We start from the raw sequence: 18166 nt of genomic DNA on the forward strand, positions 1-18166 counted from the left end.
CATGCTGGTTCGACGCCCACGCGAGTGAGATCGCGAATGGCGTCGGTGGCAACACGAGCGACCAGCTCGTGCAATCCGCTGCATCGTCCACCACCAACACCACTCCCTGACCTTCTCGGGGGGCGGGCTTCAACGAACATCAGAAACTCAGTCAGGTCTTCAGTTTAGACCTGCGCGATGGCGAGGCTGCGACGCGGCTTCGCCATCGTAGGCGCGGGAAGCGAAGCAAAGGCCCGCTTGTAGTCAGCGAACCGTCCGCCCTCACGCACGGCATCGATGACCGCGAGGCCTTCCGCTTCGCTCCCTTGCGCAAGAACGTATTCGACCCACGCCCACTTCGCGCTCGTGGAGCGAACATCGACGCGGCCTTTCAAGCCGCGACGCAGCCGCTCGAGCCGATCTTGCACCACCTTGATGCCCGCGAACGGCTTGCCGTCCAGCGGGGTGTTGCGCTTTGCGCAGAACGGCGCGATCCCCAGCGACAGCGGCACGATGCGCGAGAGCTCCGTCGAAAAGGCGATGCACTCGTCGATGTCGGCGTCCGTCTCGTTGGGGAGCCCCACCATCAAGTACAACTTGAGGCGCTCCATCTTGTGCGCCCTCGCTAGCTCCGCTGCGCGGACGAGATTCTTGACGCGTGCGCGCCGCTCCAGCGATTCGCGCAGGCGATCGCTCGGTCCATCCATCGCGGTGGTGAGCGTCTTGTAACCGCCGCGTTTGAGCGCGGCGACGAAGTCGTCGTTCAATCGATCGGGGCGCAGCGAGGAGAGGCCCACCTCCGCGCCGCGGTCGGCGAGCGCGTTGACGATTTGCGTGATGCGCGGGTGATCGCTCACCGCCGCGCCCACCAGGCCAACCCGCCGCGCGTCCTCGGGAATGGTCTCGAGGATGCGCTCCATCGACACGAGGCGCATGCCTCCGTTGGTCGATCGGCGCATGACGCAATAGGTGCACGTGCGCGAGCACCCGCGCTCCGTCTCGATGAGGAACATGTTCGAGAGCACGGAGTGCGGCGTGCGGATGGGTGACCACGCGGGTAGGAGCGCGTTGTCGACCTTGGCCACCGTGGGCAACGTCACGCCATGGTGCGCGGGCACGAAGACATGGGGAAGGGCCGCGAGGCGCTCGAGCGTGCGCGCGCGTGTCGACGCCGTGATCGCGACGTCGGTGGCCTCGCTGGCCAGGATGTCCATCACGGGCTCGATGAGCTCCTCGCTCTCACCGATGATGATCGCGTCGACGATGCCCGCGAGGGGCAGCGGGTTGGAGAACGTGAGCGGGCCGCCGGCGAGGATGAACGGATGCCGCTCGTCGCGCTGGGTGCGGTGCGCGGGGATGTTCGCCGCGTCGAGCATGCGCACGAGGCCTGCGATCTCGAGCTCGTAGGCGACGCTCACCGCCACGATGGGAAATTCTTCCAGCGGCCGAAGGCTCTCGTACGAAAGCGGGCGCGCCTGGACCGACAGGTCCTGCTCGGCTTCGTCGTCGAGGAAGACGCGCTCGCAGGCCAAGCCCGGCATGTCGTTGATTGCGCGGTAAATACGCTGGTATCCGAGCGAGCTCATCCCCGCGCCGTAGGGCGAAGGATAGAGGAGCGCCACGGTGGTCGGCGCTTCCTTGGGGCACCGCCCGACCTCGTCGGCGAGCCGACGGCGGACCAGTGCTTCGAAGGTTGCGACCGACATTGTGGGACTCTTCGTGAGCGATCTTCCGCCACAAAGCAAGGTGATGGTGCATTGCTCGCTTCGATTCGCGAGACTTGGACGACGACGTAAGAGGAGAAACACCGACGTGACGACCGACCCCAACACTTCCCTCGCCCGATTTTGCCTGACCCTCGAAGAATTTCGCCGGACGCCCGACGGGCGTGTCCGCGGCGAACGCGAGTTCGTGTCGCACTTTTTCGCGCACGACGCGAAGGACGCGACCGACCTCGTCTTTCGTCACCTACCGCGCGAGGTGCGCGGGCCGATTCTTTCGGCCTGGAAGATCCGCGGGCAGAAGACGGCGCTGCGCGACGACGACGCGAAGGTGAAAGAGGCCGTGCACGATGCGTTGGTCTCGGGCGACATCGATCCGCAGACGTTCGAGGTGGGCATCACCGCCGAGACGTTGGTGCGCTGGGTGCCGCTTTCGGATTGGTGGTCCTTCTGGCGCGGGGGCAACCTGTCCGAGCGCGCGATCTTGAAGGCGCTGTCGACGGCGTACGAGCTCGGGCTCTTCGACGCAGCGTGGTTCCTCTCCGCCCTCGAAGCTCCGGCCGCGGCGCAGGATCCGGCGCGCACGACGGCGCTCAATGGCATCGAGGTGCTCTCGGAGGGGTTGTCCAAGGCCGATCTCACGGAGTGGGTGCGCGCGATCCATCAAAGCGCCGACGGCTCGCCGCGCGGACTCGTGGCGGCGTTGGGATGGGAGAAGATCGTGCACTTCACGAAGGCGCCCATCTTGATCGCGGTGCTCGACGCGCTGGCGACGAAGACGGAGCTGACGAAAACCTCGCTGCTCTCGGGCGCAGGGCCGATTGAACCGATGCAGCCGGCCTCGGAGCCGGATGGTCCCCGCGACGAGATCGATGCGGTGTTTCTGAATTAATCCTCGGTTGTCCTTTTCACACGGCCGTTGCTGCAATGTCGGGTGTGACAAGGTAAGGTGCATGCCGGCTGCATGCGCTCTTCCAAGTATTTTCTGGGCCTTGCTCTCTTCTCGTTCGCCACGGTGGGCCTCGCGGTGGCACCCCTCGTGTCAGGGTGCACGGATCAAACCGTAGACCGGCCCGCACGCCTCACACGCGATGCGGGCGGCGATCGGCCGGAGCCGGGCGGCGAGTCGGAGCTGAAACCGAATGCCTCGGTGAAGGTGACGGAGTGTTCGCGACCCGCGATCGCCGCGCCGGCGTCGGGCACCTGCCAAGTGACGAAGCCTGGAACGGGGGCGCGCGTGTTCCAAGGGACCGTGCTTTTGCCCGACGAGACGCTGCACCGGGGTGAGGTGGTGGTCGGCGAGGACGGGAACATCCTCTGCGGCGCCTGCGATTGCTCCACCGTAGCGCAGTATGCGGCGGCGAGCGTCGTGCAGTGTGCCGACGGGGTGATTTCACCGGGGTTGGTCAACCCGCACGACCACATCACGTACGCGAACAACGCGCCGGTGGGGCACGGGACGGAGCGCTACGCGCACCGGCACGAGTGGCGGATCGGGCTGAATGGCCACACGAAGATCACGTACAAGGCGAGCGCGCCGCAGAACGTGGTGCGCTTCGCCGAGCTTCGCTTCGTGATGGGCGGCGTGACGAGCATCGCGGGCGCGGGCGGGCAGCCGGGGCTCGTGCGGAATTTGGACAGCTCCGATCCCGTGCAGCTCGAGGGGCTGCCGGTGCAGCCGGCCGACTCGGACACGTTCCCGCTGGGCGACAGCAACGGGACGATGCGCACGTCGGATTGCACGTACGGCACGAGCCGGACGAAGACGTCCGCGGTGCAGGCGCTCGATGGATACCTGCCGCACATCTCCGAGGGCATCAACGCCGAGGCGCACAACGAGCTCGCCTGCAGCAACGTCGACGATGCCACGCAGAGCAAGTACGACTTGCTCGGCCGGCAGACCGCGGTCATCCACGGCATTGCCGTGACGGAGGCGGATGCGCTGGCGTTCCGCAAGAACCAGACGTCGCTCGTGTGGTCGCCGCGCTCGAACATCGATTTGTACGGGAACACGGCGCCGGTCACCTTGCTCGACGCGGCGGGTGTACGCATCTCGCTCGGCACCGATTGGGTGCCCAGCGGCTCGATGAACATGCTGCGCGAGCTGAAATGCGCCGATGATTTGAACACGAAGTACTTTGGGAAGCACTTCTCCGATTCGGATCTGTGGCGCATGGCCACGGAGAACGGCGCCTTTGCCGTGGGCGCGCAGGGGCTGATCGGCGCGATCAAGCCCGGGTACGTGGCGGACCTCGCGATCTTCAATGGGAAGGACAAGAAGGATCACCGCGCGGTGATCGACGCGGGGGTCGAGGACGTGGCGCTGGTGCTGCGCGGCGGGAAGGTGCTCTACGGCGATGCGGCGCTGCTCGATGATGCGGTCATCGGCGCCGCGGACTGCGAAGCGCTCGATGTGTGCAGCGTCGCCAAGAAGGCGTGCGTGGCCCGTGACAGCGGCGGCAGCGTGAAGCTGGCGGACATCAAGGGTGCGGGCGAAGCGTTTTATCCGCTGTTCTTCTGCAGGGGCGAGGTACCGAAGGACGAGCCCTCGTGCACACCGTACCGCGAGGAGTACAAGGACGGGATCAAGGACGGCGATCAAGACGGCGACGGCGTGGCCGACGACGCGGACAACTGCCCGACGATGTTCAACCCGCCGCGCGGCGCCGATGGCGACGAGCAAGCCGATGGCGACGGCGATGGCCGCGGCGACGCGTGCGACCGCTGCCCCGGCGATCCGGCGAACACGTGCCCCGTGCGCGGTGGCGCGGCGCAGAACCAAGACGGCAAACCGCCGGCCGACCCGAACGACACGGACGGCGATGGCGTGGTGAACGGCAAGGACAACTGCCCCGAGCAGGCCAACACCGATCAAGCCGACGGCGATGGCGACGGCTGGGGCGACGCGTGCGACAAGTGCGGGACGGCGAATGCGGGAGCAACACCGTGCGCGGTGACGGTGGCGCAAATCCGCAATGCGCAGGCGGCCGAGCACCCGAAGCAGCACGGCGTGGTGGGCATCGGGGATGCTTACGTCACGGCGTTGACGCCCTATGACAACAAGTCCCCGCAGGGATTCTACGTGCAAACCGGTACGGACGCGTACAACGGCATTTACGTCCTGACGGGTTCGAATCGCTACGGTGTGGCCATCGGGAGCAAGGTCAAGGTCGAAGGCTTCTACGTCGAGAACTTCGGCGTGAGCCAGATCAACGCCTCGCGCGTGACCATCGATCCCGTGGAGACGAAGATCTTCGACCCCATCGAGGTCGCCGTCTCCGACATCGTCACCGGTGGCAGCAAAGCCGAGACGTACGAATCGATGCTGCTGAAGATCAATGGCCCGCTGACGGTGACCGACGATGCCCCCGACAAGGACATCAAGTCGTTCGAATTCGTGGTCACCGGGGGCCTGCGCATCGATGATTTGATTTTCACCAAGTTCAAAGACAGCGTCGTACCGCCGAAAGGCACGACCTACAGCGGCATGCGAGGAATCCTGTATTACTCGTTCAGCAATACGAAATTGGCGCCCCGCGACGCCAACGATATGCCGAAAGCGCCATGACCGCTCCACCTGATTGGCGCACCAGGATATGGCGCAGTGCCACGTAGCCAAACGTAGAGACTGCATTTAGCAGTAGGGCGTGGCCATCGATTTCATGACAATGCCCTTGAGCCGGTACATCAGCGGCGACTTCGTCACACCGACGATGACCTTCGTCTGGAATCAGGGGATCCCGTACGTGATGGTCGGTCCGCAGGGGCCACGCGAACTGCCCAAGGGCATCCCATTCGGCGGTCCGGATGCTCCTCGACATCGTCATGCGATGCTGCCCATGCTTCTCGATGACTTGGGCATGTTGCCGCCGCCGATCGCGACGAATCTCTGGGATGAATCGTCCGCCGCGGACCCGACGTTTCATCGCGTCGACCCGAAGTCGTACGACAGCCTTGCCGCGGAAGCCGCCGCCGAACCTACGCGTTCGATCTTCCGATTCTTGAAACCGAAAGCGCTGACGGCCAGGCACCTCCGTGCAACCCTGTTTTTCCCCGTCGAGTTCGAGGAGCCCTTCGACATGCCGGTCATCTTCGAACGGACCGCCGGCTCCGCGGGCGCCGCCTTGCGCGAGTTGGAGAGCTGCACGTGGACGGAAAAGTCCTCCTCCGCGCGGCAAACCTTGCACGATGCCTTGAGCGACGCGCTCCGTCTGCGGTTGCCGATGATCGTCGATTACTAAAGCGCGATCAAAGGCTCTGCGCCCGCGCGGACCAATTGGTCTTTTGGGACCAAATTTCATCGTGCGCGCGGCGAGCGCCGCCGTGGCACGCACGCTTGCGGGACCTTGATTTTTCGTGACGCTCGGCGCAGCGTCAGCGAAGAATGCCGTGCCCCTCGCCTGAAGAGCTCCTCGCGTGGACCCAGGGGGAATTGGACGCGACCTCGCATGAGTCCATTCGAGCGCACGTGTCCGAATGCGAGACGTGCAAGCGCGCAAGGAGACTGACGCCCCAGGAAAGCCCTCCCAGCGCAACGCTCACCTCGCATGCTCGCTCTCCGGCCGATCGCCGGACGAAGGATCGCCCACCCCCCATTGAACCGGGAACGTACGTCGGCCGCTACCTGGTCATCGATTTGATCGGTACGGGGGGAATGGGCAGCGTCTACCGTGCCTACGACCCAAAGCTCAATCGCAATGTGGCGGTAAAGGTCATTCGCGTCCGGTCGAGCGACGCCGGCGATACGGGTCCGCGACCGCGGCTCCTGCGGGAGGCACAGGCACTGGCGAAGGTCGTTCACCCGCATGTCGTCAGCATTTTCGACGTCGGTGAGTTTCGCGAGCAGGTGTTCTTCGCCATGGAGCTGATCGAGGGCAGCACCTTGCGGGACGTGCTGCGTCGCGGCGCGCACGATCGCCGGAAGCTGCTGCAGCTGCTCGATCATGCGGGCCGCGGGCTCGCGGCCGCGCACGATGCCGGTCTGGTGCATCGAGACTTCAAACCCGAAAATGTGCTCATCGATCGGGAAGGACGGGTCAAGGTCGTCGATTTCGGGCTCGCGCGGGCCGTGGACGCCTACAAATCCGAAGACCCCGTGCCCATGCCGCCCGGCGAGTGGCCATCCGTATTGGATCAGCGCATCACGGAGACCGGCGCGTTCCTCGGAACGCCGGCCTACATGTCGCCCGAGCAATATCTGGGTTTGGCCACCGATGCACGCAGCGACCAATTCAGCTTTTGCTGCGTGGCCTACGAAGCGCTCGTTGGGCGGCATCCATTTCTAAACAAGCGTGGACACATTTCCGCGGAGGCGCTCTGCGCCGGTGAAATCGAAATATCGAACCGTCGATTGGACCCCGGCTATTTGCGTGTGCTGACTCGGGGTCTATCACGTGATCCCTCGAATCGATATTCCTCGATCGAGCACCTGCTCGATGAACTGGCCGCCGTTCCACGACGGCGGCGCCGGCGCGGTGTCGGCATCGCCGCCATCGTGTGCGCGGCGGCCGGGCTCATTGGCGTGCCGGTCCTCCAAAAGCACCGCGCGCAGCGATGCGAGGCGGTGGCGACGCAGGCACTCGCCGATATCTGGGATACGCCGCGACGGGACAAGGTCGAAGGTGTCTTCGTGGGCGATGCCAAGGCATTCGGTCGCGATATTTGGCAAAAGGTCGCGGCCACCCTCGATGCCTATGCCGGCCAGTGGAAACAGACGAGCATGGAGCTTTGTCGAAGCACGGATTGGTGGCGCAACGAAGACAATGCGATGCACAAGCGGTCATCCTCGTGCCTCGATGAACGGCGCCGAGAGTTGCGCGCCGTGACCGACGTGCTTTCCGGTGGCGACCGAGACGTGCGTCTTCGGGCCCCCGATATGCTCATTCAGCTCGACTCGCTCTCGGCCTGCACGAACGTGGCGGCGCTCGCGCTCACTCCGTTGCCGGCTTACGACAAGGCCACCGCGACCACCGTGGAGCGCATTCGTGACCTTCTCGCGCAGAGCCGGGCGTTCAACGATGCACGCCAAGTCGGGCCGGGTGAGGAGGCGGCGCGGCAAGCCCTCGATTTGGCACGCACGCACCACCATCAGGCGCTCGCGGCCGAAGCGCTCTATCGACTCAGTCAAATACAAAGTACCGGCAACAATTTCGAGGCGTCGGAGGCAAACATCGTTCAGGCGCTCGCCGAGGCCGAAGCGAGTGGACATGAGAGGCTGTTGCCGTTCCTCTGGAATCAATTGATCATCACCGTCGGTTTCGAGACGGATCGGCCCAATGAGGTCGAACGGCTGATTCCATTGGTCGAATCGATGGTGAAGCGCTTCGACCCCGGAGGCCCTGCAAATATCGAATTTGCCACCACACGCGGTCTCCTCGACAAGGAAGGCGGGCGTTACGAGCGCGCGATGGAGCAATTCAATGCAGCCCTGGACATGTCACGGCACGCCTATGGCGAAAACGACATACGCCGTATCATGATTTACCAGCAGCTCGCCATCACCGAGCGGACCATCGGTCAACTCGACGCGGGGGCAGCGCACGCGCGGGCGGCCCTGACGGAGACCGAGGCGATGTTCGGTCCCGAGCATCCGCAGAACATGAAAACGCTGTCGATCCTGGCTCGCATCCTGAGCGAGCAAGGGGACAGTGCCGGCACGCGCGCGGTCGCGGAACGGACCTTGCGCATCGTCGAGCAAGTATCTTCGGCCGAGAACATCGACCCCGATGTTCCGGTTTCACTCTCGGAAATCGCGAATGCGCTGTTGGTCGATGCCCAGCCGGCGGAGGCCTTGGCGCTCTTTCGTCGGTCGTATGACCTATTTCCCGTGAAGACCACCGACGCCACGGTCTCATTGGCGGGCATCGCCCGCGCGGAGGACGCGCTCGGGCATCTGGAGGCGGCGCGGACTACATTCGAGCAGGTACTGGCCGCCAATCGAAAATTGCTCGGTCCCGGCAATCCAGGCACGCTCACGTCCGGTGCGCGGTTCGGGCGGATCTTGCGCCTTCTGCATCGTGAGCGCGAGGCGCTGCAGCTCTGCACGCAACTGCTCGAGGACGGCGAGCGCAAAGGCGGGCCAAAAGGTGTCCACATCGCCATGGCCCTCTCGTGCATCGGCGAAAGCTACGAACAACTTGGCCAACTCCCCCAAGCGCTCACGGCACTCGAGCGCGCCAAAAAGCTTCTCGACGGCGAAAAGTCACCGCGACGGGAGTACCGCGCCATCATCGACTTCGGCCTCGCCCGCGTTCTTTGGCAAACGGGCGGCGACCGCGAGCGCGCCCGCCACCTGGCCACCGAGGCCGCGGACGACTACGAGCACGCCGGCCGCGCGAATGCCCAGAATGCCGCCGCCGTCCAGGCGTGGCTGGCGAAGAACGCGACGCTTTGAGATGGACGAACGCTACGCCTGCCCCATTTTGCCGCGGGCTACGATGGCGCGCATGGCGAGGGCGGCTTCGGCGTGGGAGATGCGCTGGGTGACGAGGTCGTCGAGGACGCGTTTGGCCATGCGCTGACGGCGCATGGCATCGAGGTAGTCGAAGGTTCGACCCGTGAAGTCGCGCAGGCGTTCGCGCAAGGAACGGGACGCCTTGGCCGTGAGGGCGCGGCGGCGCTGCTCTTCGATGGGGCGCAGGTAGGTGAGGACGGCGTCGATGCGGACGGCCCGATCCGGCGGGACGTGCGCGCGGTGCGACTCGAGCACAGCCAGGGCGTGCGATGCCTCGACGTGACCCCAGCCTTCGTACGTGAGGAGCTCGCGCAGGCCTTCGTCCCATGCTTCGGGCGACGGCGAGCCAACTTTGTCGAGTGCGCGCGCGACGGTGTCGAGGCTCACCCAGCGGTAGACGAAATCGAGGCCGGTGCCCTTGATGTTCTGCAGCCCCATGATGTCGACGCGCGCTCCGGGTGGCGCCGTCTGCGCGATGCGCGCGATGAGGGCGTCGCCCTTGATGGCCGGCTCGTCGATCGCTACGAGCTGCTCTTCGAAGAGCGCCCGGTAGGTCTGCGCGAAGATGGCGTCGAGCCGCGCAGGCTCGCGGATCGCATGGGCGACGGCCGCGAGATCCACGGCGCGGGTGGCGCGGCGGCGGGCGAGGCTGTCGACGACGAAGGCGCGTGCGTCGGCCGGATACCCGGAAGGCATCCCCGCCTCGACGGCCCGCCGCCCTTGCTCCACGCTTTCTCCGGCGCCCGACGGGGTGAGAAGCGCGGAAACGAGGGCCGGCGCGAGATCCGGCCACGAGCGCGCCTCGAGCTCGGCCAGCACGGCTTCGGTCGTCGCGGCGCCAATGGACAGCCTTTGCCATGCCTTGCGAAGCCGCTCCTCCACCGTCTCGTACCGCGCGGCCTCGTCGCCCTCGAGATCGCGCGTGGGGGCGGTGCGCTCGAGGAACCGATTCAGGGCTTCCCGGGTAAAGCGCAAGAAGCCCGAGACGTTGGTCCCGATGATGACGTGCTTGTGCGCCGCGATGTCCTCGACGATGAACCGCGCGAAGACTTCGCTGCGCGCAACCCGATCGGCGCGGTTGTTCACGACGGTGACGACCCAACGCGAGGGATCCGCGTCCGCGTCACGCACGAAGCCCGCGCGAACCCAATTCGACAGCGCCGCGGTGCGCTCGTTGGCGCTCATTCCATTGGTGAAGGACAGAGAACGCCCGGCATACTCGGCGCGTGGGTACGTCTTGAGGACGCCGAGATCGGGCACGACGTGATCGGCCATTTCCGCGAGTGCCACCGACGACGAGACGCCCAGGGCCTGCGCGAGCGCCACCACGAGGGCCATGTTCTTTGGGTGCTCGTGGTACGGGAAGCGCGCCAGAATGTCGTCACCGATCAGCGCAGCTTCCCGCTCGGAGACCGCACGAACGGACGTGCCGCGCGCATTCGCCGATTCGCGAAGCAAGGGCAGCATCTGGTCCTCCGTGGTGAAGAGGCGGCCGTTCTTGGGAACGAACTCGCTGATGACCTGCGCCACGTCGTAGCCGGCCGGGCCTTGCACATCTTCGTGGTCGGGGTACGCGTTGGTGATGGTCGAGTAGTCGTCGCGCATCCACTGCATTTGCAGGAGGTTGACCAGATCGGGCTGCAGCGCCATGCATTCCCAGAGAAAGACGCGAACCCCGAAGCGTCGCGCGAGCGTGAGGAGTGCGCGTTGCTCCCAGATGGTCGCCTTGTCGTACGGGCGGTGGATGAAGACCTCCTGCGCGCGCAGCCCGGGAATGCCGTGGATGAACATGGCTTCGCAGCCGGTGGTCTTCACCAGAACGTCGTACCCGAGTCCTTGGAAGAGGCCTGCCTTGAGCCGCTCCGTCCCGGATTTCCCGCGCGTTCCCCAGCCGCCGACCACGAGCGGGATGGCCTTGCGATCCTGGTCGATGCGGCGGCGGGCCATCACCGCGCGGGCGATCATGCCCACGAGAAGGGTTGCCGCGTACGCGCCCACGTGAGGGAGGCGGTTGCCTTCCGCACTGACCGCATAGTGCAGGAGATCGCGAACGATGCCGTCGGGGAATGCGCCCCATGCGGCAATCGGTGCCATAGCGGCGAGCTCGGGAGGCCTGGGCAGCCGGGCGGCAAAGGGGTGTGGGATGAAGTCGATGGCGATGCCCGTTTCATGGCGAACCGAATCCACGAAGCCGCGCTGCACGGCCTTTTCGTCCGACTCGAGCGATCGGTGCCGCTGCGCGGCGAATCGTGCATAATGCATGGATAGACGCGCCCACGCGGCGAGGCGCGCATGAAACGCGCGGGGCGGCGTCACCACGGTCGTTCCCAGCGGGCTGACGATGCGGGCGGGCTGCGGGGCGAAGATGCCCGCGTGAAGCAGGTCGTCGACCAGGGGCAGATGCCGCCCCCAGTCACCGCGCTTGCCCACGAGCAGTCGCTCGCCCGGAACCTGCGTCGGGGAGAGCTCGGCCAGCCCTTGCGGGGGAGCGCGCACGTTTCCGCGCAGGCGGCGCGCCCAAGTGTGGCTGTAGCCCTGTCGCTTGCTGGGCATCGGGTGGAGGAGCTCGAACAGCCAGCGCCACGCGGAGAAGCTTCGCACCTCGCCGCGGTGCACGAGGAAGCCGTCGCGAAGGCGCTCGGCGCAGAGCCCGAAGTCACCGCGCGCGAGCACGGACAGCACGCGCCCCATCTGATCATCGGTGACGGCCTCGAGGGCTTCGTGGGCGAGCACGGCGCTGCTCCCGACGGGGATGCGAACGACGGCGTCCGACACGAGATCGTGAACGAGTCGCAGGAAGGGATCGCCCAAAACCGAGACCGCAGAAAGCTCCTCCACGACGGCGGCGCGCGTGCGGCCCGGGAGATCGGTTCGCGCGGCCGCCAGCGCGAGGGACGACTCCGCTTGGTCGAGGTTGCGAAGGACCTTGCGTCTCGCCAGGACGGTGAAGCCCTCGGCGGCCGCTTCGATGGCGTCGGGGTAGGACTCGGAGGCCAACGCGGCCCGCAACGTGGGCTGCGCTTCTTGGCCGCTTCCCCGCTTCGCGAGCGAGACGAGCGCCATGGTGCGGACCTTACCGGTCGACGCGTGCGTGGCCGTGTGCGCGAGCTGGCGTGGGTCGGGCTGGAGGCGTGCAGCCGTGAGGCGCACGTGCTCGCTGGGATCGCGCACCGCCTCGTCGAGGACGAAGCCCCACGTGCGCGACGGAAGCCGCGCCGCGAGCTCGACCAAGCGCGCGCGCACGAGGAAGTCGTCGCCGGGCAGCGCATGGGTGAATCGGGCGAGCACATGGACGCGCGCACGCTCCGGATCGAGGTGCGCCAAGGTCTCCGCCGCGGCCACTTGGACCCAACGGTGCTGCACCGGCAGCAGCCCATCGAGGCAGGCCTTGACGGCGGACCATCGCAACTCGGCGTGGAGCTCGGGTTCGGCCAAGGTGCGCAGCAGGGCGAACGCCTCCACGCGACGCGACCACCTCCCGGGGCGCAGCGCCAACGCGATGATGGCGCCAAGCGTACGCTCATCGGCTTCCGTACCCAGGGAGCGGAGCACCACTAGCGCGATCTCGCACTCGAGCTCGAGGCGAAAGACCTCGGTCGCGGTGCGCTCGACCTGCGCGGCCGACTTGGGGATCGCTCCTTCCCGGCGGGCGGCGGCTCGCGCATCGAGGTCGGCGGCGTGCTGCAGAAGGGCACGCGGCCCCCGGCAAGCCACCGCCTCGACCCGTGCAATTTCGGCCGCGGCAAGCTTGCGGCGCAGGGGGCCGAGTACATCATCGTCGCGGGAACCGCTCAAGGCTGGCCGCGGCCTTCGTTCCGCCATGGGATACCTCCACTGGTGCCTTCCGGGTACGCGAGCTCGAGCGAGGCATAGTCACGCGCGCCGCGCCGAGGGCTCGCGACCAGGGCAAGGCCGGCAAGCACGTGCCATCCGCCATCGTCGCGAACGAGCCCCGTCGCGTTCGGGCGGATCTCGAAGCTACCGGGTACCAGCGGCAGGTGAACGACGACGCCACCACCCGCCCCCACGTCGAGGCTGGACTCCGAGCGTGCCGAGGCGGTCGCGGCGTAGTACTGCGCATCGAGAAAGGCCGAGAACTCCAGCGCGCGCACGAGGAGGTAGGTCCCGGGTCGGAGCGATGCATGGCTGAAGGCGTTGTTCGTCGCGTCGTAGCTTCCCCGCGTTCGGAGGTAGACGATGTCGTTGAAAAAGGGCGCGTACCAAAGGAGGCCCTGAACATAGAGCAGCGTGTTTCGACGCGCTCGGAAGGCGTTGTACACGTCGTCGTCGATGCCCTGCACCGAGGAGGGGGCGCCGGCGAACGAAGTGTAATAGCCGTCGATTCCGAGGCGCGGCATCGCGAACAGATCGCTGGTGAGGCGGCCGCGGTATTCGACGAATGCGCGAGGTTGGACGGTGTACGCCGCCCCGCCCTCGATGCTCTGGGTGAAGGTGCCCGCCGTGCCCGAGAGGCGCAGGTGCAGGGGCTCGACGTCATGGTGGAATGCCGCGGCGATTCCGTAGCTGGGCGATCCGTCGCGAACCCGCGCAAGCACACCACCGAGCGCGAATAGGTTCATGGACTCGATGTGCCGGCGGTAGGTGATGCTCTGGAACCCGTAGGTGTCGGAGGCCGTGTCGTCGCGGACGCCGTCCCGCAACGTTCGGGACGCTCCGCCGGTGTTGGACTCCACGGTGCCGAGGCGTTCCTCGAGCCACGTGGGTGGCCGCGGGGACGATTCGACCACGTCGCGAACGCGGCCCGGGTCGAGGCTCACGCGGGCCGGGTGGAACTCGAGCTGGCCCGCTGGCGACGGTGCTTCCGTGCCCGCTCCGCCCCCGACGTTCTCGGATTCGATGCGCTCGGCGATGGCGACGGTGGCCAAGCCGGAGCGCGCGGCCACGACGACCTCGGCCCCCTTGGGCACGGGCAGGATGCGCGCTTCACCGGTGGCCGCGAGGGCGATGCTGCGACCGCCGACGGAGATGACGACGTCGGCCGACGCGCCCTCCTCGGCAAGGGCATCGACGCGCACGAGGGTCGGCGTCGAAGGATGGGCGCGGATCGGGCGGCCGGGAGCGAGCAGGAACCGGTATTGGAGGCTCGGCGTGTCGAGCACCCACCCCACACCGGGGACCTGGGTCGCGCCCGGCGTGGGGCGATCGAGGACGACGCGGATCAACGCGACGAAATCCTCCGGCACCTCCGGCAGCGCGATCTCGAGCTCGGCACCTTTGCCTCGACCGCGCCCCGGCGGAAGCTCGACGCTCCCGCGGCCGTCGCCGTCGAGCCGGGGGACCACACGAGCGTCCCCCGAGACGATCTTCAGCGGGCACGCCGTGTCGGCGTTCGGCCTGCGCGCCACGCAGAGCACATCGAGGCGCGCCTTGGCGGCACCGCGGTCGAGGAAGGCCCGAGCCGGTCGCTCGGCGGAGACGCTCACGAACCGCGCTCCGAACGGATCGCCCGCCAGCATGCGTGGCTTGAGGCGGCCGTCGGCATCGATCACGGGGTTCTCCTCCTTGGTATGCACCCGCGGGACGCGACCGCCTCCGCCATCCACGTCCCGCAGCAATCGCCACTTGGAGCCGGACATCGCCCGCGTGAGGAGCCCCTCGGAACGCGGGTCGTTCGGCGCGTCGAAGGCCAGCGATGCCACCTTTGCGGCGAGCGCTCGATCGAACGATGCGCCTTTGCCACGCTCCCGCAAGGTGGCATCGAGCTGGGCGAGGCGCGAACGCGGGCCGTCGGCCTCCGCGCAGCGCACGGCCTTGGCATCGAAGTCGGGCTCGATCCCGTACGCGGGCCCCGTGAGCTCGACCTCCTTCGGAGGCGCGGGGAGGGTCGCCCGGCGCACGGCCAGCACCGGATCTTCTCCGTGCGCGGCGGTGGCACCGTACTCCTTCGCCAGCGTGGCATCGTCCATGGCCGCCCGATCGAATCCGTACGAGGCGAGGAGAAGCGCGCGTTCGAGATGCGCTGCGCCTCGATCCGCACGCGTCTTGACGGTGAGGAGTCTCCGTGACGCCGCCAAAACGGCATCGACATCGGCCGGTTGCGCGTGCGGGGCCGCGATGGTGGCCTCCTGGCGGGTCGCGCCGCGGACCACGGCCCGCACGGCGATGCCGTCGCTCCCCAATGCACGCGCTCCTTGGGCTGCCCAAGCCGGCAAAGCGATGGTCGCCACGCGACGCCATCGCGTGCCGCGTTCGTCGATGGCGGTCACACCCGCGGTGCCCGCGCGTGCGGTGCCCTCGATACGGTGCCGGCCATCATGCGACTCGAGGGTGAAGGGGCGTGAGCCCATCCCCTCGGCCAGCCACACTTCGAGACCGGCCGCAGAAACATCGGCCGGAAAGGAAAGCGCGCGCGCAACGCCGAGCGGCGATGCCGGGTGCATGAACGTACCGAGACCTTCGCCGCCGTCGTTGGGCACGACGTACACTTGACCGGGACCACGATCGAGTCGCCGGATCCGAGCTTGGGGCCCATGCACGGCAACATGCCATAGCGCGCGCGACGACCCCGGCTGCGCGGTCAGCGTTTGCCCGTCGACCTCGAGGCGGATCGGCTCGCCCGACGCGCAGGGTGCCGTGGCGAGCAACTGGACGGCCTTGATGCGGCGCCAAGGCAAGGCCACCACCGTGACGGCGTTCTCGTCGAGCTGTGGCTCACCCGGTCGGGGGATGCGGAACCACGTTCGCTCTTGGGCAGGATCGACGGGCGTCCACGACGTGCCGCGCAGCGTTCCACGCCACCATGCATCGCGCAGACTCGCATCGACGCTGGATGCAGAATCCTCGGCCACCCGGGCGAGCGCCTCGGGATCTCCAAGGGAGGCCTCGGACTCGAGCTCGGCGGCGCGATCCGCCGGGGCCCCGGCCGCGAGCCCCTCGGCCACCTGCCGCGCGAGGGGAGAGGCGGCCACACGGGCCCTCTGAAAAACCGGTCCATCGTCTTCGCCCGCGAGCGCGAGGGCCATCGCGCAGGGTGCCGCCTGCTCCGGTGCATCGCACGCGCGACGGGCCGCGGCAAGCCAGTGCGTTTCGTCGACGCCTTGGACCGCGTCCTCGATGCGCCGAGAGGCCGACGTCTGCACGGGTGCAACCCAGGCCGGAGCCCCCGACGCGGTCACGACGTACGTGTGGCGGCCCGGCGGAACGTGAACGAACACGCGCCGCAACGCCACCGGCTCGGGATCCGCGGCGGCGAGGCGCCGAATCCTGGCACGTGTCGTCCCACGCACGTGATCCCGCTCCGTCACGCGCACTTCGGCCATCGCGTCGGCCGACGCTCGCGCAACGCGGGCGAGAACGACGAGGTTCGCCGGACCGGAAACGGTGACGCTGGCGGGTTGCCCCTCGGGCAGTTCGAAATAGGTTCGCTCGTCGAGGAGTCGCGTCGGACGTGGCGCTCCCGAAGGCGTAAGGCCCAGGTTTCGCGCGTACGGGTACGGGCGCAGCCCCTCCAGCGTGCGCACGGCGCGAAGGGCGAAGATGGACCGAATCGCCACCGCGATGCCCTCCGGCGCGTGCGCCTGAGCGAGGGCGCCGTCGAGATCCTTGGCGTCGCTCGGATCGAGCCTCGGCGCCGCCGCGAGCGACGGAAACGGCGTACGCAGCGGCGCGCGCGCCCAGGCAAGCGCCTCACGCTCCAACGCGAACCACCCCACCTCGGGCTCTTTCGCAGAGCCCATGAACACGGTCGTGTTGGGCGGAAAGCGCATCGCGCTCACCCCCAGCGGGGGTCGCACCAAGGCCACACCGTTCGTGGGCTCCAGCCAATGCGCGGCCTCGACCTCACCTTCGGGCCCGCGGATCACGTCGACCACCCGCATCCTCGCCTTCGATGCAACACGGAGCACGTCGCCGGGGGAAACCGGTAGCTCTTGGGTTTCACCCGCGCGCTGCCAGACGACGATTCCGGATACGGGTGTGCGCGGGTTGGTGCACCCGAGACACAAGAAGCCCACACCGGCGAGCGCTCCGAGAGAGCGGCCAAGGGTCGGCGGCATCATGGCGCCATCACGGAAGCACCAAGGGCGTCGAGGGTCTTCGCGCGCAACGACGCGTCGCGAAGGAGATCTCGGCGCGTGGCTTCGGCCATTTCCACGTGCAAGAAGCGACCGCCGGCGCGACGCACGAGGATGCCCTGCACGTTGGTCAGCGCCCCGAGTTCGCGCGTGTCCTCCGGGTAGCGGAACACGCGGGGGCCCAACACGCCTTCGAGCGCGCGTGCGGTCTTCGCGACGAGCGGCCCACCTGCCTGCTTCTCGCCGGTCGACACAACGGCATGGGCGGGCACGTTTCGCTCGACGAACCCGTGAAGCTGCACCACCGAGATGGGGGTGATGGCGTCCACGGCCCCCTCGGTGAAGGCGTGAAAGATCGAATTCGCAGCGTGGGCCACGTCGGAGGGGTGGCTGCCGTCCTCGGCGGCGGGCGATGCTCGGTAGCGATGCACCGTGTTGATGAACAGCGCCCGCGCGCGGGTCCGTTGAAAGAGCTCGCACGCCAGTGGGAAGGTACCTTGGTCGTAAAACGTGTGCGGCGCCTGCACGAGGAGCGACGAGGCCGAACCCTTTCGCACGACGTACGCGCCGCCGCCGCGGCGTCGGTCCCCCACCTCACGCACCAGCACGGTGTCGGGCCACTCCTCCAGGGGCACGGTCTCGAAACCGAGGCGGTGCGCCGCGTCCATGCGCGCGTCGCCCGCGAGAAGTTGCGCCATCCATGCGCGTCCTTGGCGCAGCTCGTCGACGCTGGGGATCACGTACGCGTTGGGCCGGGTTCCGTGGCGCCGCGTTTGCGCCAGCGCTGCAGGGCATTCCGTCGGTACTTCGAGGTCCGGCGGGTCATCTTGCTTGGCCATCACAACGGGCTCCTCTTCGATCTTGGGCGCGGCGGTCTTGACCTCGCCCCGCGGCGGCGTCGGGCTGCACCGGCATGCCCCCGCGACGAGTGCGGTGCCGACAATCAAACTGGGGATGCGAACCGACCGAAAATTCACCTT

The 18166-nt window shown here is 67.5% G+C and carries 8 protein-coding genes; 4 read left to right on the plus strand and 4 right to left on the minus strand.

From position 1 onward, the window contains the following. Positions 1 to 164: 164 nt before the first annotated feature. Positions 165 to 1685, minus strand: a complete 1521-nt coding sequence (locus tag LVJ94_46345) for a B12-binding domain-containing radical SAM protein (protein WXB04312.1) — start codon at positions 1683 to 1685, stop codon at positions 165 to 167. Positions 1686 to 1791: 106 nt separating this feature from the next. Between LVJ94_46345 and LVJ94_46350 the strand changes: the two genes are divergently transcribed. The 4 genes from LVJ94_46350 to LVJ94_46365 all read left to right on the plus strand — a co-directional run bounded on the left by LVJ94_46350 (position 1792) and on the right by LVJ94_46365 (position 9093). Next, on the plus strand, positions 1792 to 2592 hold the full coding sequence (locus tag LVJ94_46350) for a hypothetical protein (protein WXB04313.1): 801 nt from the start codon (positions 1792 to 1794) through the stop codon (positions 2590 to 2592). A gap of 72 nt (positions 2593 to 2664) precedes the next feature. Further along, positions 2665 to 5268 (plus strand): amidohydrolase family protein, encoded by a 2604-nt coding sequence (locus LVJ94_46355; protein ID WXB04314.1) that lies wholly within the window; start codon positions 2665 to 2667, stop codon positions 5266 to 5268. A gap of 94 nt (positions 5269 to 5362) precedes the next feature. Beyond that, a complete protein-coding gene (locus LVJ94_46360) occupies positions 5363 to 5941 on the plus strand; it encodes a hypothetical protein (GenBank protein WXB04315.1) in 579 nt (192 codons plus the stop codon). Between the two features lie 227 nt (positions 5942 to 6168). After that, on the plus strand, positions 6169 to 9093 hold the full coding sequence (locus LVJ94_46365; protein WXB04316.1) for a serine/threonine-protein kinase: 2925 nt from the start codon (positions 6169 to 6171) through the stop codon (positions 9091 to 9093). A 12-nt stretch (positions 9094 to 9105) separates the two neighbouring features. Here the strand turns inward: LVJ94_46365 and LVJ94_46370 are convergent, their stop codons facing one another. From LVJ94_46370 to LVJ94_46380, 3 genes are read right to left on the minus strand one after another with little or no spacing between them, the layout of a single operon-like run. Next, positions 9106 to 12975 (minus strand): hypothetical protein, encoded by a 3870-nt coding sequence (locus tag LVJ94_46370; protein ID WXB04317.1) that lies wholly within the window; start codon positions 12973 to 12975, stop codon positions 9106 to 9108. Continuing rightward, the gene (locus tag LVJ94_46375; protein WXB04318.1) at positions 12945 to 17171 is read right to left on the minus strand and encodes a hypothetical protein; all 4227 of its coding nucleotides are present in this window, start codon (positions 17169 to 17171) and stop codon (positions 12945 to 12947) included. The genes LVJ94_46370 and LVJ94_46375 overlap by 31 nt, the downstream gene beginning before the upstream one ends. Beyond that, positions 17168 to 18163, minus strand: a complete 996-nt coding sequence (locus LVJ94_46380) for a hypothetical protein (GenBank protein WXB04319.1) — start codon at positions 18161 to 18163, stop codon at positions 17168 to 17170. The genes LVJ94_46375 and LVJ94_46380 overlap by 4 nt, the downstream gene beginning before the upstream one ends. Between the last annotated feature and the right edge of the window lie 3 nt (positions 18164 to 18166).

Source organism: Sorangiineae bacterium MSr11367 (genome assembly GCA_037157805.1).
In the GTDB taxonomy this organism is placed as follows: domain Bacteria; phylum Myxococcota_A; class Polyangia; order Polyangiales; family Polyangiaceae; genus Pendulispora; species Pendulispora rubella.